The organism is Streptomyces sp. NBC_00988, from assembly GCF_045162645.1.
In the GTDB taxonomy this organism is placed as follows: domain Bacteria; phylum Actinomycetota; class Actinomycetes; order Streptomycetales; family Streptomycetaceae; genus Streptomyces.
This window is the reverse complement of the sequence record NZ_CP108730.1, coordinates 3,822,660-3,836,662: the sequence shown is the minus strand read 5'-3', so window position 1 is coordinate 3,836,662 and position 14,003 is coordinate 3,822,660. Positions and strand designations below refer to the sequence as shown.

Here is a 14,003-nt window from a genome sequence, read left to right as displayed (position 1 = left end):
ACGGCCTGCCAGTCATGGCGTGACAATCGCGAAGTCCGCCGCAGGAGTCACGATCACCGAGAACAACGTGGTCAGCAACGTGACATCCCCGGACACCTGAATCGCCCCCAACCCCTTCCCGGCCAACAGCTGCAACAACTGCACCTTGTTCATGGTGAGTGTCAGCCCGGCGGAGGGGTTGGGCGAGGCACCCGACGTACGCGTCAACACACCGTGCTTCAGCCGGAGATGCCAGTACGTGCCCTGCCCCGGCAGATACCAGTCGATGGCGAGATCGAGATCCCACGCCTTCGGCCCGTCCACCCGCACCGACATGGCATCGATGAGCTGATCGACGGAGAGTGCCGCTTTCAAGTCCGTGCTGTCGGAGGTGGCTGAAGGCGCCTTGACCCCCTCCCGCAACTCCATCGCCCCCGTGAGATAGAAGTTCCGCCAGACCGCGTTCTCCGTCGCGTACGCCAGCTTTTCATAGACCTGCGCGAGGAGTTGCTTGGGCTTCTTCTGATCGGGCTCGGCGAATACACAATGGTTGAGGAGAGTGGCGGCGAAACGGAGATCACCGTCACGGACGAATGCCCGGGCTTTCGACAGGGCGGATTCCGGACCTCCCAACGCTTTGACATACCGCTTCGCCTCCGCGGCCGGCGGATGCTCCCAAAGATGAGCCGGATTGGCGTCGAACCATCCCATGTACCGCTGATAAACACCCTTCACGTTATGGCTGATCGACCCGTAATAACCCCGGTTCGCCCACACCTCCGCGAGCGCGGGCGGCAGTTGGAACTCCTCCGCGATTTCCCGGGCCGTGAGACCGGAGTTGAGCATCCGCAGCGTCTGGTCATGCATGTACGCATACAAGTCCCGCTGCGTTTCGAGCAGCCCGACGATCTCGTCGTTCCCCCAAGTCGGCCAGTGGTGCGACGCGAAAGCGACGTCGACCTGACCGCCGTAGAGCCCGATCGACTCGGTCAGATACGCGGCCCACTGCTTCGCGTCCCGGACCTGGGCGCCGCGCAGCGTGATGATGTTGTGCATCGTGTGCGTGGCGTTCTCGGCCATGCAGACGGCACGGAGATCGGGGAAGAGGAAGTTCATCTCGGCGGGCGCCTCCGTCCCCGGCGTCATCTGGAACTCCATGACGACGCCGTCGACGGTGAGGCGTTGCCCGGTCGTCGAGACGTAGTGGGTGGGTTCGAGGAGCCCGATGGTTCCGGTGGAGATGTTCTGCCCGAGCCCACAACCGACCTGCGCGGCAGGGCCCTTGGGGAGTTGGGCGCCGTACATGTAGATGGAACGGCGGGTCATCGCGGTGCCCGCGTATACGTTCTCGGAGACCGCGTGCTCCATGAAACCCTCGGGCGCGATGATCGGTATGTCACCGGCACCGTCCGGGAGGATGCCTCGGCAGCCGCCGTAGTGGTCGACGTGCGGGTGCGTGTAGATGAGGCCGGTCACTTCTTTGTCGGCGACATGGTCTCGGTACAACTGCAGTGCTGCGGCGGCGGTTTCGGCGGAGATCAGCGGGTCGATCACGATCACGCCGGTGTCGCCCTCGACGATCGTCATGTTGGAGAGGTCGAGTCCGCGGACTTGATAGATCCGGTCGGTGACCTTGAACAGCCCCTGTTTCCGGGTGAGTTGAGACATGCGCCAGAGACTCGCGTTGGCGGTCTTCGGGGCGTCGCCTTCGAGGAAGGCGTAGGCGTCGTTGTCCCAGACGACTTCTCCGGCCGCGTTCTTGACGACGCCGGGATTCAGGGCGGCGATGAATCCCTTGTCGGCGGCGGTGAAGTCGTCTTTGTTCGAGAGGTTCAGCTCGTCCATGTCTGTGGGGGTCTGTTCCTGGTTCAGGGCTGCGGCGGATTCCGGGCTCATGGCTACGGCTGCCGCGGCGGCACCGGCGGCGGCCGCGACGAAACCTCGTCTGTTCAGGGGTGTCATGCGGCCGAACATCGCGGGTGCGGTTTGCGCGGGTCAACGGTCGTGCGGGGAATTGGGGCAGGTCACAAAGGGGGTGGGGGTGGGTTGTGACACGTCATGTTGTGGGGTCAGTGTTTGGGGCCCACGTGGGTGTCCATGAGGGCGACTGAGGCTTTGCGGGCGACGGAGGTGTTGTAGGCGTTGGCCTGCTTCCAGCTGACGCCGACCTTGTCGAGGGTGTCGGTGTAGAGCTGCCTGATGTCCGCGGAGAGGTTGGTGAAGAAGTAGCGGGGGTATTCGTAGCGCTTTGTCTCACCGCCTACGAGGCGAGTCGTCCAGTTGGTGATACGGCAGCCGTCGGAGTGGACGAGACCCCGGATGAACTCCCAGGGGTGGGTGTCGACGATGTCCTGCTGCCAGGGTTCGAGGGCGATGCGGCGGTCGTGCTTCTTGCCGGGGCCGTGCTGGGGGAAGAGGTGGGGCCAGTGCCTGTAGTAGCTGGTCACCATCACGTAGCCCTCCTTCTGGAGTGCGAAGACGCCGATGCCGGGGCGCACCTTCGCTATGGCCTCGCGGCACAGTTGGATGAGCCCGGGCCATGCGTCGGCGCACGCGATCCTGAGGTAGTGGCCGGTGCCGCGCGGGTGGGCGCTGATGCAGCCGTCGCCGAGGTAGAGGCCCAGGAGGTAGGCGTAGGCCTGGTTGTCGGCAGGTGGCCCGGGGGCCGGAGTCGTGATGCTGGGCAGGGGTTCGAGTCGGTCCTGCCAGGAGCGGATCGCTGCGCGGGAGATGCCGGTCTCGCGGCTCACGGAGTTGAGGCTGCGCCCCTGTTCGAGCAGCGCGAGCGCTCGCTTGCGTGTGCTGATGTCGTACATGTGGACACTCTGTGAGAGTGATCGTCGCGACACGCAGCAGAAAGCGGAGATTCACGCGAACGTGAACCTCCGCTTAAAATGTCTGCCTTCGATTTGAAGGAAAAGTGCCCCGAGTCGGATTCGAACCGACGCTGGATGGGTTTTGAATCCATGGCCTCTACCGCTGGGCTACCGGGGCCCCCTTCGATAAGAAGGTCAGCGGTCTCCCGCTGTGCCCCCACCTTATCGCAGCTAGGTAGGCTCTTGTCAGCACTACCCCCGTGCCCTGAACGAGGAGCCCCCGTGACCGCCCCCGAGTCGCCCCAGCCCGTAGACGCGCCCGACGACGACAAGTCGCACGTGCCTCCGCTGACGACCCGTGTCGTCATCGCCGAGGACGAGGCCCTGATTCGGCTCGATCTCAAAGAGATGCTCGAAGAAGAGGGGTACACCGTCGTCGGTGAGGCCGGTGATGGTGAGCAGGCCGTCGAGCTGGCCCGTGAGCACAAGCCCGACCTGGTGATCCTCGACGTGAAGATGCCCAAGCTGGACGGTATCTCCGCCGCCGAGAAGATCGCCGAGGAGGGCATCGCGCCGGTGCTGATGCTGACCGCCTTCTCTCAGCGCGACCTCGTCGAGCGGGCGAGGGACGCCGGTGCGATGGCGTATCTGGTGAAGCCCTTCAGCAAGAGTGATGTCGTGCCCGCGATCGAGATGGCGGTGTCCCGCTTCACGGAGTTGAAGCAGCTGGAGCAGGAGGTCGCCGACCTCACGCTGCGTCTGGAGACCCGCAAGCTGGTCGACCGTGCGAAGTCGATCCTGCAGACGGAGTACGGGCTGTCGGAGCCGGCCGCGTTCCGGTGGATCCAGAAGACGTCGATGGACCGGCGGATGTCCATGCAGCAGGTCGCCGAGGCGGTCATCCAGGACGCGGACGAGAAGAAGTCCTCCAAGGGCTGACACCAACCCACGGCAGTACGTACGACGAGGCCCGCGCCCCCGGAACAGGGGCGCGGGCCTCGTCGTAGAAACGCAACCGGAAGCGACCGGCAGGCGATGAATCAGTCCTCGCCGAGGTATGCCTTCCGTACCGACTCGTCGTGCAGGAGGTCCTCGCCGGTGCCGGAGAGGACGATGTTGCCGACCTCCATGACGTGGCCCTGGTCGGCCAACGACAACGCTGCTTGGGCGTTCTGTTCGACCAGGAGGATCGTCGTGCCCGATGCCTTGAGCTCGACGATCGTCGCCAGGATCTTCTGCATCATGATCGGCGAGAGGCCCATGGACGGCTCGTCGAGCATCAGCAGCTTCGGCTGGGACATGAGGGCGCGGCCCATCGCCAGCATCTGCTGCTCGCCGCCGGACAGTGTGCCCGCCGCCTGCTTCTGACGTTCTCCGAGGATGGGGAAGAGGTCGTAGGCGCGCTGGATGTCCTTTTCGATGCCTTCTTTGTCCTTGCGGAGGAAGGCGCCGAGCTGGAGGTTCTCCGCGATGGTGAGGCGGGGGAAGATGTGCCGGCCTTCGGGGGAGTGGGCCAGTCCGAGGGCGACGATCTTGTGGGCGGGGACGCTGTTGAGCGGTTTGCCGTCGAAGGTGATCTTGCCGCCGGAGGGCTGCAGCAGGCCTGAGAGGGTGCGCAGGGTCGTTGTCTTGCCGGCGCCGTTGGTGCCGATGAGGGTGACGACCTGGCCGGCTTCGACGCTGAAGGAGATGCCCTTGACGGCTTCGATCTTGCCGTAGGAGACCCTGAGGTCCTCGACCTCTAGCAGTGCGGTCACTGGGTTTCTCCCTTGGTGCTGGTGGTGCTCTCCGCTTCTGGGTCCGCCGTTTCCGCCGCTTCCGGTGTGTCCGCCGGGGTTTCCTCGGGGGCGCCTTCGAAGGGTTCGCCGAGGTAGGCGGCTACGACGCGTTCGTCGGCCTGGACGACGTCGGAGGTGCCTTCGACGAGTTTCTCGCCCTGGACGAGGACGGCGACGCGGTCGCAGAGGTTGAAGATGAAGCGCATGTCGTGCTCGATGACGAGGACGGCGATGCCCTTGTCGCGGATCGCGAAGACCAACTCTTCGGTGGCGCGGGTCTCTTGGGGGTTCATGCCGGCCGTCGGCTCGTCCAGCAGCAGGAGACCCGGTTCGGATGCCAGGGCCCTGGCGATCTCCAGCTTGCGCTGTTCGCCGTAGGGGAGGTTCCTCGCCAGGTGGTCGCGCTTGTGGGCGAGGCCGATGAACTCCAGGAGTTCCATGGCGCGTTCTTCGCTCGCCTTTTCGGCCTTCTTGAAGCCGGGGCCGCGGAGGAGGGCCGACCAGAGGCCTTCCTTGGTGCGGGTGTGGCGGCCTACGAGGACGTTTTCCAGGACCGTCATGTTGGCGAACAGGCGGATGTTCTGGAAGGTGCGGGCGATGCCGGCCTTGGTGACCAGGTGGGGCTTCGGTGGGAGGACCGTGCCCTGGTAGGAGACCGTGCCCTCGGTGGGGACGTAGAGGCCGGTGAGGCAGTTGAAGAAGGTGGTCTTGCCGGCGCCGTTGGGGCCGATGAGGCCTACGATCTCGCCGGCGTTGACGGTGAAGTCGACGGAGCGGACGGCGGTGAGGCCGCCGAAGCGCATGGTGACGTCACGGGCTTCGAGTACGGGTGTCGTCATGGCTCTCTACGCCCCTGCCTTGGTGATGGCCGGTTCGTCGGTCAGGGTCGTGGTGTCCGGTACGTCGAGTTGGCCGGTCTCGTGGAATTCGAGCTGGCGTCGGCGGTTGGGGATGATCCCCTCGGGGCGGAAGCGCATCAGGAGGATGAGCGCGATGCCGAAGGCGAGGAGTGACTTGTCCTGGAGGGCGACGAGCTTCTCCGGGAGCAGGTAGAGCAGGGCGGCGCCGAGGAAGGGTCCGGAGACGGTGCCCATGCCGCCGAGGACGACGGCGGCCAGCAGGAACGCGGAGTTGGGCGGGGCCGCTCCGGCGAACTGGTACGGGTTGGGCACCACGCTGTAGGTGACGTGGGCGCTGACCGTGCCGGCCAGGCCGGCGAGGGTGGCGCCGAGGGCGAAGGCGATGAGCTTGACGCGGAAGCCGTTGATGCCCATGGCGGTGGCGGCGGTCTCGTCCTCGCGGATGGCGATCCAGGAGCGGCCGATGCGGGAGTCGGAGGCGCGGCGGTAGATCGTGACGACGAGGGCGCTGATCAGGACCATGAGCAGGTAGTAGTTGGCGAACCGGCCGATGGTGAATCCGGCGATGTCGTGGTTCTGGCCGAAGTTGAAGCCGAAGAACGACAGGTCGGGGATGGACGGGATGCCGTTGGGGCCGTTGGTGATGTCGGGGCCGGAGACGCCGTCCATGTTGTTGACGGAGATGCGGAAGATCTCTCCGAAGCCGAGGGTCACGATGGCGAGGTAGTCGCCGCGCAGGCGCAGGGTGGGGGCGCCGATGAGGACGCCGAAGATCAGTGAGGCGGCCGCACCGGCGAGGGCGGCGGCCCAGAAGGGGAACTGGACGCCGGAGAACTTGGAGAACTCGGAGCCGGAGACGAGGGCGGCGGTGTAGGCGCCGACGCCGAGGAAGGCGACGTAGCCGAGGTCGAGGAGTCCGGCGAGGCCGACGACGATGTTGAGGCCGAGGGCGACGGTGCCGAAGATGAGGATGTTGACGCCGAGGTTGGCGTAGTGGTCGTTGGTCTGGGTGAAGGGGAAGCCGATCGCGGCGACGAAGCCCATGGCGAGGGCGAAGCTGCGGTTGGCGGCGGTGAGGTGGCTGAAGCGGTCGAAGAGGCCGGCGGTCTGGAGGGCCCAGGCGGTGAAGACGACCACGATGAGGAAGCCGACGAAGAGTTCGTCCTCGGCGTCGATGCCGTAGGCGAAGACGGTGAGGGCGAGGGCGGCGACGATCGTGATGACGAGTCGCTGGATCCAGGGTGCGGTCGCCTGGGGGGCCGGGACGCGGTCGGCCTTGGCGATGTACGCCTTGAGGGCTTCCGCGGTGCTGTCGGTGGCGTTCTGCGGGAGGGCGAGGGCGCCGATGACGGGGAGCAGGGAGGCGACGGCGGCGATGTAGGTGCCGGCTTCCCAGTTGACGATGCCGCCGAGTTCGGCGGCGATCGAGATCACCGTGTACCAGGTGACGGCGAAGCCGCCGAGGGCGACGAGGACGAGGGGTGCGTTGTTGCGGGCGGGCAGGAGCCAGCCGAGTCCGCGGACGCCGTAGGCGGCGAGCGCGAACAGCGCGGTGAGCAGGCCCGCGACGAGGGTGAGGACCTGGAGGCCGCCGGGGTAGCCGTTGACGGTGAGGTCGCCGGGGAAGTCGGAGGTCCAGGTCCAGCGCAGGAACGTGGAGGCGGTGGTGAGGATGCCGCCGGCCAGGAGGAGGGCGCGGGCGGCCGCGAGGGGCAGCGGGATGAGGCCGCGCTGTGCCGCGGGGGCGGTGGCCGGTGTCTGGGGGGTCTCGGTCGTCTCGGTCATGTGATCACGCCCTGTCCGCGACGCGTTCGCCGAGCAGGCCTTGTGGCCTGAACAGCAGTACGAGGATGAGGAGACAGAAAGCCCAGACGTTGGCCCAGCTGGAGCCGCCGAGCTGTTCCATGCCGGGGATCTTGCTGATGTAGGCGGAGGCGAGGGTCTCGGCGACGCCGAGGACGACTCCGCCGAGCATGGCGCCGTAGATGTTGCCGATGCCGCCCATGACGGCCGCGGTGAAGGCCTTGAGGCCCATCAGGAAGCCCATGCGGTAGTCGATGTTGCCGTACTTCAGGCCGTAGGAGACGGCTGCTACGGCGGCGAAGAAGCCGCCGATGGCGAACGCTATGACGATGATGCGGTTGGTGTCGATGCCCATGAGCTGGGCGGTGTCCGGGTCCTGCGCGGTGGCCTGCATGGCGCGGCCGGTGCGGCTCTTGCGGACGAACCAGGCGAGGCCCGACATGCAGATGATGGCGGCGATGACCAGGAAGATGTCGGCGTCGGAGATGGTCACGGAGCCGATGTCGTGGTTGCCGTCGAGGCTGGGGAAGGAGCGGGCCTTGTCGGCGCCCGGGTAGAAGTTCCGGACGAGTTCCTGCAGTGACAGGGAGAGGCCGATGGCCGTGATGAGGGGGGCCAGTCGTGGTGCTTGCCGCAGGGGGCGGTAGGCGAATCGTTCGGCGCCCACCGCGACGAGGACGGAGACGATTCCGCCGCCGATCAGCATGAGTGGTACGGCGACCACCATGGAGGTGCCGTCGGGAAGGATGTAGGCGTAGACCGTGAGGGCGCCGAACGCGCCGGTCATGAAGATCTCGCCGTGCGCGAAGTTGATGAGCTGGACGATGCCGTACACCATCGTGTAGCCGATGGCGATCAGCCCGTACATCGAGCCTAGGAGCAGCCCGTTGGCCAGCTGCTGCGGCAGGGTGTTCACCGCGTGGCCTCCATTGTCGCTGGTGGTCGTGTGCACAGATCGCGTGCCTGGGGGTGGGGGGGTGTGACAACGGGCCGCGCGGTCGGGATCCTCCTTCCGCGCGGCCCGTGGTGCGGTGGTGCTGGAGCTGCTGAGGTCAGCTGCCGTTGAACGTGCCGGTCTTCACGGCCTTCCAGGCGCCGTTGGTGACCTGGTAGACGGTGAGCTGCTTGTTCGTGGTGTCGCCGTACTGGTCGAAGGCGACCTTGCCGGAGATGCCTTCGAAGTCGGACTTCTGTACGGCGTCGACGACCTTGGAGCGGAGGTCGTTGCCGGAGGGCAGCTTGTCGCTGTTGCCGTCCTTGACCGCCTTCACGGCCTTGATGATGGCGGTCGCGGCGTCGTAGGCGTAGGCACCGTAGGCGCCGTAGTCACCCTTGTAGCCCTTGGCCTTGTAGGTCGCGATGAACTGCTTGGCGGCGGGCAGGGTGTCGGCGGGGACACCGACGGAGGTGGCGAGGTCGCCCTCGGCCGCCTTGCCCGCGGTCTGGATGTAGGTGGTGGCGAACATGCCGTCACCGCCGAAGAGCGGGATCTTGACGCCGGCGCCCTTGAGCTGCTTGGTGATCTTCTCCGACTCGTCGTACTGGCCGCCGTAGTAGAGCAGGTCGGCGCCGGAGTTCTTGATCTTGGTGACGAGCGAGCTGAAGTCGGTGTCGCCGGTGTTGACGTGGTCGGTGCCCGCGATGGAGCCGCCGAGCTTCTTGAAGGCGCCGTTGAAGATCCCGGCCAGGCCGGCGCCGTAGGTCTGCTTGTCGTCGACGACGAAGGCCTTCTTCTTCTTGAGGCCGTTGTACGCGTAGTCGGCGGCGAAGGCACCCTGGAGGGCGTCGGTGGTGGCGGTACGGAAGTACGTCTTGTACGGCCGCGTCTTGGTGGTCGCCCAGTCCTTGCCCTGGGTCAGGGCGGGGTTGGTGTTCGACGGCGAGATCTCGACCATGTTGGCCGAGGCGAACACCTGCTGCATCGACTGGGCCACGCCGGAGTTCAGCGGGCCGACGGCGCCGACCACGTTGCTGTCGCCGGTGAAGGCGGTGGCGTTGGACTGGCCGGTGGCGGGCTGGGCCTTGTCGTCCAGGGCCTTGACCTTGAACTTGACGCCGGGGACCCAGTTGTTCTTGTTGGCGTCGTCGACGGCGATCTGGACGCCGTACTGGATGCCGAGACCGGTGGTGGAGTTCTCACCGGACAGGGGGGCGTCGACACCGATGGTCAGGGTGGTCGACCCGCTGTCGCTCTTGCTGCCGCTGTCCCGGGAGCCGCACGCGGTGAGGGTCAGAGCTCCGGTCGTGAGAACGGAGGTCAGTATCACCAAAGAACGCTGTCGCACAATCAGTCCTTTCCGCAGGCACAGTCGCCCCGGTGTGGAGCGGCAAGGTGCTGCGCTGGTACCCAACTCCCGATGGAGCGGTGACTGGCCGTGACTCTAAGCCCGGTCTGTGGGCATGGGCATCGTCGTGCGCTGGCTTGTGACTTTCTTGTTATGACGTGCAGGTTGGCGGGGATCGTGGAGGGTGGGTCTCGGCCGGTTTGGCGGAATTCAGCCGCGGTCCACATTTTGAGAACCTGCACTTCCGCTTGGCCGTGGGCCTGGCCTGGCCTTTGTCGTGCCGCAGGCCCTGTGGAGGAGCTGGGAAAGGTCCTTGGAGTAGGCGCTGCCGAAGATGAAACTGTGGTGTTGTATTGCGCGCGTGTTACGCAGCGTTACGTCCAGAAAGGCGAGGTCCGCATTCAGGGGCAGTCCCGAACAGTCGGAAACCGATATCTCCACGGTGACGCGGCGGGTCGCCCCGGTGCGGACGGTGAAGGAGGGGGCCGGGACGGCCTGGGCGGTGAGCCCGTCGAAGGCGGCGCCGATGACGCGTATGGCGACGGGGGGTCCGCTGTCCACCGTGACCGCGAAGCGGAAGAAGCCGGTCGTGGTGGGGGTGTCGGTGGTCTGGGCGAGCCCGGTGTAGCGCCATTCGGTGATGTTCGCGGGCCACGGCACGGGTGGGGTCGGTTCGTCCTGCCGCCCGTCGTGGAAGGGCGGCAGGAGGACGGCTCCGACGGCGACGGCGGTGACCGTGCCCGCCGTGAGCACGGCCCTGCGGGTGCGCTGCGGCAGGGTGTGCCAATGGTCGCCCAGGCGGGGCGAGTCACCCCCGATGACTTCGTAACTCCCGTCCCTCTCCGGTGAGTCGACGGATTCGACGGGCCCGATACCGCTCATGCCGGCAGCCTCATGGGGAAACGGTAGGGGAGCGGACGGGGGTGCGGAAGACGGGGTCGGGATCCTCCGGTCCGGGGCCGGTTCGCGGCGTGCGCGCGGCCCCGGACGCGAACGGCTCGCGCGGGGTTGTCAGTTCGGGGTGTGTGCGGGGACCGGGTCGCCCGGCCTGATGTCCCGCAGCATGCAGGTCAGCCGCGCGGTGCACACCCGCCGCCCGTCCTCGTCACTGATCACGATCTCGTACGTCGCCGTCGAGCGGCCCCGGTGCACGGGGGTGGCGACGCCGGTGACGAGGCCGGAGCGGGCGCCCCGGTGGTGGGTGCAGTTCAGGTCGACGCCGACGGCGAGCTTCGTGCTGCCGCCGTGCAGCATGGACCCCAGCGAGCCGAGGGTCTCGGCCAGGACGGCCGAGGCGCCGCCGTGCAGCAGTCCGTACGGCTGGGTGTTCCCCTCGACGGGCATGGTGCCGACGACGCGCTCGGCGGACGCCTCGACGATCTCCACGCCCATCCGGGTGCCGAGGTGCCCCGCGGAGAAGAGGGCGACCAGGTCGACGCCGAGGGCCGAGTACTCGTCGATGACGTCCTGCGGGAACTTCCCGTGCTGCTGCTCGCCCATGGGGCCGACTCCGTTCGTCCTGCGTCCGGCTGATGCACCTGACTGACGGCTGAGCGAACGCTCAGTCGGTGGTCGATTGTTCCAGACGTACGACGACGGACTTGCTGGCCGGGGTGTTGCTGGTGTCGGCGGTGGCGTCCAGGGGGACCAGGACGTTGGTCTCCGGGTAGTAGGCGGCCGCGCAGCCCCGCGCGGTCGGATAGTGCACGACCCGGAAACCGGGCGCCCGCCGCTCCACGCCGTCCTTCCACTCGCCGACCAGATCGACGTACGACCCGTCGGCGATCCCCAGTCGGGCGGCGTCGTCGGGGTGGACCATGACGACCCGTCGGCCGTTCTTGATGCCCCGGTAGCGGTCGTCGAGGCCGTAGATCGTGGTGTTGTACTGGTCGTGCGAGCGCAGTGTCTGCAACAGCAGGCGCCCTTCGGGGAGTTCGGGGTACTCGACGGGCGCTGCGGTGAAGTTGGCCTTGCCGGTGGAGGTCGGGAAACGGCGTTCGTCGCGTGGGGCGTGCGGGAGGGCGAAGCCGCCGGGGTGCGCGACACGCTTGTTGAAGTCCTGGAAGCCGGGTATCACGCGCGCTATCCGGTCGCGGACCGTCGCGTAGTCCTTCTCGAACTCCTCCCAGGGCGTGCGGGATTCCTCGCCCAGGACGCGGCGGGCGAGGCGGCACACGATGGCCGGCTCCGACAACAGGTCGGCGCTCGCGGGCTCCAGGCGGCCGCGGGAGGCGTGCACCATGCCCATGGAGTCCTCGACGGTCACGAACTGCTCGCCGCCGCCCTGGAGATCGCGCTCGGTACGGCCCAGGCAGGGCAGGATCAGGGCACGAGCGCCCGTGACGGCGTGCGAGCGGTTGAGCTTCGTCGACACGTGCACGGTGAGGCTGGCGCGCCGCATGGCGGCTTCGGTGACCTCGGTGTCGGGGGACGCGGACACGAAGTTGCCGCCCATGGCGAAGAACACCTTCGCGTCGCCGTCGCGCAGGGCGCGGATCGCGGCGACGACGTCGTAGCCGTGCTCGCGCGGCGGGGCGAAGCCGAACTCCTTCTCCAGGGCGTCCAGGAAGGCGGGCGCGGGGCGCTCGAAGATGCCCATCGTGCGGTCGCCCTGCACGTTGCTGTGGCCGCGCACCGGGCACACACCCGCGCCCGGGCGGCCGATGTTGCCGCGCAGCAGAAGGAAGTTGACGACCTCGCGGATCGTCGGGACGGCGTGCTTGTGCTGGGTGAGGCCCATCGCCCAGCACACGATGGTGCGCTCGGAGGCGAGGACCATCTCCAGGGCCTTCTCGATCTCCGGGCGGGTCAGCCCGGTGGCCAGGAGCGTCTCGTCCCAGTCGGCGTCCCGCGCGGCGGCGGCGAACTCCTCGTAGCCGTGGGTGTGTTCGTCGATGAAGGGCTGGTCGACCGCGCCCTCGGTCTCAAGGATGAGCTTGTTGAGGAGGCGGAAGAGGGCCTGGTCGCCGCCGATGCGGATCTGCAGGAACAGGTCGGTGAGGGCGGCGCCCTTGAGCATGCCCTGCGGGGTCTGCGGGTTCTTGAACTTCTCCAGGCCCGCCTCGGGCAGGGGGTTGACGCTGATGATCTTCGCGCCGTTGGCCTTGGCCTTCTCCAGGGCGGAGAGCATGCGCGGGTGGTTGGTCCCCGGGTTCTGGCCGGCGACGACGATCAGGTCGGCCTGGTAGAGGTCCTCCAGCAGGACGCTGCCCTTGCCGATGCCGATCGTCTCGTTCAGCGCCGAACCGCTGGATTCGTGGCACATGTTGGAGCAGTCGGGCAGGTTGTTGGTGCCCAACTCCCGCGCGAACAACTGGTACAGGAACGCGGCCTCGTTGCTGGTCCGGCCCGAGGTGTAGAACAGCGCCTCGTCGGGGGAGCCGAGGGCGGCGATCTCCTCCGCGACGATGTCGAAGGCACGCTCCCAGGAGACCGGTTCGTAGCGCTCGGCCCCTTCGGGGAGATACATGGGGTGCGTCAGACGCCCCTGCTGGCCCAGCCAGTACCCGCTGCGGGTCGCGAGATCGGCGACCGGGTGGGCCGCGAAGAACTCGGGGGTGACCCGGCGCAGGGTGGCCTCCTCGGCGACCGCCTTCGCGCCGTTCTCACAGAACTCCGCCGCGTGCCGGTGGTCCGGCTCCGGCCAGGCGCAGCCCGGGCAGTCGAAGCCGTCCTTCTGATTGACCCGCAGCAGCGTCAACGCGGTGCGCCTGACCCCCATCTGCTGCTGGGCGATGCGCAACGTGTGCCCGATCGCCGGAAGCCCGGCCGCGGCGTGCTTGGGCTCGGTGACCTGCGGGGCGTCCTGGACCGGATCACCCTTGGGCGGCTTCGTGGCCATCGCGGGCCCTCCTTCGCTGGCACATGTGTACTACGTCTCCGATCCTCGCACGGGGCAGTGACAACGCCGAGGTCGGTTCGTGGGATCTATGGGTTCGGGGGGTGGGACGGGGGCGGCGGGGGTGTGAGGTGGGGCGAGGAGGAGGGTGGGGCGGGGGAGAAGTGGGCGGCGTGAGGGGTGCGGCGGGGGAGGAGTTGGGCAGGGCGGGGCGGGGCGAGGAGTGGTGCGGGCTTGTCCGGCTCCTCGCCACCGCGGGTGCCGCTGGTCCGGCGGTCTTCGCCGCGCGGGTGTTGCCGTCAGGCCGGCTTGTGCTGCGGCGGGTGGTGCTGGTCCGTCCGATTCTTACGGCGGCGGGGCGGGGCGCGTCCGGCCGGGTCCGCTGCGGCGATGGTGGCCTCTTCACGCGCCGCGACAGTGACCTCTGCACGCGCGCCTGGCAGGTCGCCACGGTCACCCCCTGGACACGGCGAGGCCCGGACCTCTGTACGCGCGCGTGTCAGCGGGTCGCCATCTCCCTGGACTTCTACGCCCACGGTGACCTCCGCACGCGCGCGCGTGGCCGATCGCCTCGGTATCTCGCGGCGGCAGGAGCTCTTTCACGCGCGCGTGGCCGTGCGGCAACGGGGACCGCTCCTCCTACG

Annotated in this window: 11 protein-coding genes and 1 tRNA gene; 1 reads left to right on the top strand and 11 read right to left on the bottom strand. The window is 67.6% G+C overall.

What is annotated here, in order from left to right; translation table 11 throughout:
- Positions 1–12 precede the first annotated feature (12 nt).
- The 3 genes from OG496_RS17415 to OG496_RS17405 form a co-directional block, all read right to left on the bottom strand.
- Positions 13–1,941, bottom strand: a complete 1,929-nt coding sequence (locus OG496_RS17415) for an alkyl/aryl-sulfatase (protein ID WP_405971505.1) — start codon at positions 1,939–1,941, stop codon at positions 13–15.
- A gap of 107 nt (positions 1,942–2,048) precedes the next feature.
- On the bottom strand, positions 2,049–2,795 hold the full coding sequence (locus OG496_RS17410; RefSeq protein WP_405971504.1) for a helix-turn-helix domain-containing protein: 747 nt from the start codon (positions 2,793–2,795) through the stop codon (positions 2,049–2,051).
- Positions 2,796–2,900: 105 nt separating this feature from the next.
- Positions 2,901–2,973 (bottom strand) — tRNA-Leu (locus OG496_RS17405).
- Between the two features lie 104 nt (positions 2,974–3,077).
- Between OG496_RS17405 and OG496_RS17400 the strand changes: the two genes are divergently transcribed.
- Positions 3,078–3,734: an ANTAR domain-containing response regulator gene (locus tag OG496_RS17400; protein WP_019062225.1), complete on the top strand. Its 657-nt coding sequence runs from the start codon at positions 3,078–3,080 to the stop codon at positions 3,732–3,734.
- A gap of 101 nt (positions 3,735–3,835) precedes the next feature.
- Here OG496_RS17400 and OG496_RS17395 read toward each other — a convergent pair whose 3' ends face one another.
- The 8 genes from OG496_RS17395 to OG496_RS17360 form a co-directional block, all read right to left on the bottom strand.
- Positions 3,836–4,552, bottom strand: a complete 717-nt coding sequence (locus tag OG496_RS17395) for an ABC transporter ATP-binding protein (protein WP_327404825.1) — start codon at positions 4,550–4,552, stop codon at positions 3,836–3,838.
- The gene (locus OG496_RS17390) at positions 4,549–5,412 is read right to left on the bottom strand and encodes an ABC transporter ATP-binding protein (protein ID WP_366494125.1); all 864 of its coding nucleotides are present in this window, start codon (positions 5,410–5,412) and stop codon (positions 4,549–4,551) included. The genes OG496_RS17395 and OG496_RS17390 overlap by 4 nt, the downstream gene beginning before the upstream one ends.
- 6 nt (positions 5,413–5,418) lie before the next feature.
- Complete coding sequence (locus OG496_RS17385) at positions 5,419–7,218, bottom strand: branched-chain amino acid ABC transporter permease (protein ID WP_399394456.1); 1,800 nt, start codon at positions 7,216–7,218, stop codon at positions 5,419–5,421.
- A gap of 4 nt (positions 7,219–7,222) precedes the next feature.
- Positions 7,223–8,152, bottom strand: a complete 930-nt coding sequence (locus OG496_RS17380) for a branched-chain amino acid ABC transporter permease (RefSeq protein ID WP_366494128.1) — start codon at positions 8,150–8,152, stop codon at positions 7,223–7,225.
- Positions 8,153–8,288: 136 nt separating this feature from the next.
- Positions 8,289–9,506 (bottom strand): branched-chain amino acid ABC transporter substrate-binding protein, encoded by a 1,218-nt coding sequence (locus OG496_RS17375; protein WP_365307717.1) that lies wholly within the window; start codon positions 9,504–9,506, stop codon positions 8,289–8,291.
- Positions 9,507–9,731: 225 nt separating this feature from the next.
- Positions 9,732–10,403: a hypothetical protein gene (locus OG496_RS17370; protein ID WP_405971503.1), complete on the bottom strand. Its 672-nt coding sequence runs from the start codon at positions 10,401–10,403 to the stop codon at positions 9,732–9,734.
- 129 nt (positions 10,404–10,532) lie between these two features.
- Complete coding sequence (locus tag OG496_RS17365; RefSeq protein WP_405971502.1) at positions 10,533–11,021, bottom strand: PaaI family thioesterase; 489 nt, start codon at positions 11,019–11,021, stop codon at positions 10,533–10,535.
- 61 nt (positions 11,022–11,082) lie between these two features.
- Entirely contained in the window at positions 11,083–13,362 is a 2,280-nt protein-coding gene (locus OG496_RS17360; protein ID WP_405971501.1) for an FdhF/YdeP family oxidoreductase, read from the bottom strand.
- Positions 13,363–14,003 lie beyond the last annotated feature (641 nt).

Coding starts and splice junctions, on each gene's coding strand:
- OG496_RS17415 (WP_405971505.1), bottom strand. CDS start 1,941: ATGACACCCCTGAACAGACGAGGTTTCGTCGCGGCCGCCGCCGGTGCC.
- OG496_RS17370 (WP_405971503.1), bottom strand. CDS start 10,403: ATGAGCGGTATCGGGCCCGTCGAATCCGTCGACTCACCGGAGAGGGAC.
- OG496_RS17360 (WP_405971501.1), bottom strand. CDS start 13,362: ATGGCCACGAAGCCGCCCAAGGGTGATCCGGTCCAGGACGCCCCGCAG.
- OG496_RS17410 (WP_405971504.1), bottom strand. CDS start 2,795: ATGTACGACATCAGCACACGCAAGCGAGCGCTCGCGCTGCTCGAACAG.
- OG496_RS17385 (WP_399394456.1), bottom strand. CDS start 7,218: ATGACCGAGACGACCGAGACCCCCCAGACACCGGCCACCGCCCCCGCG.
- OG496_RS17390 (WP_366494125.1), bottom strand. CDS start 5,412: ATGACGACACCCGTACTCGAAGCCCGTGACGTCACCATGCGCTTCGGC.
- OG496_RS17365 (WP_405971502.1), bottom strand. CDS start 11,021: ATGGGCGAGCAGCAGCACGGGAAGTTCCCGCAGGACGTCATCGACGAG.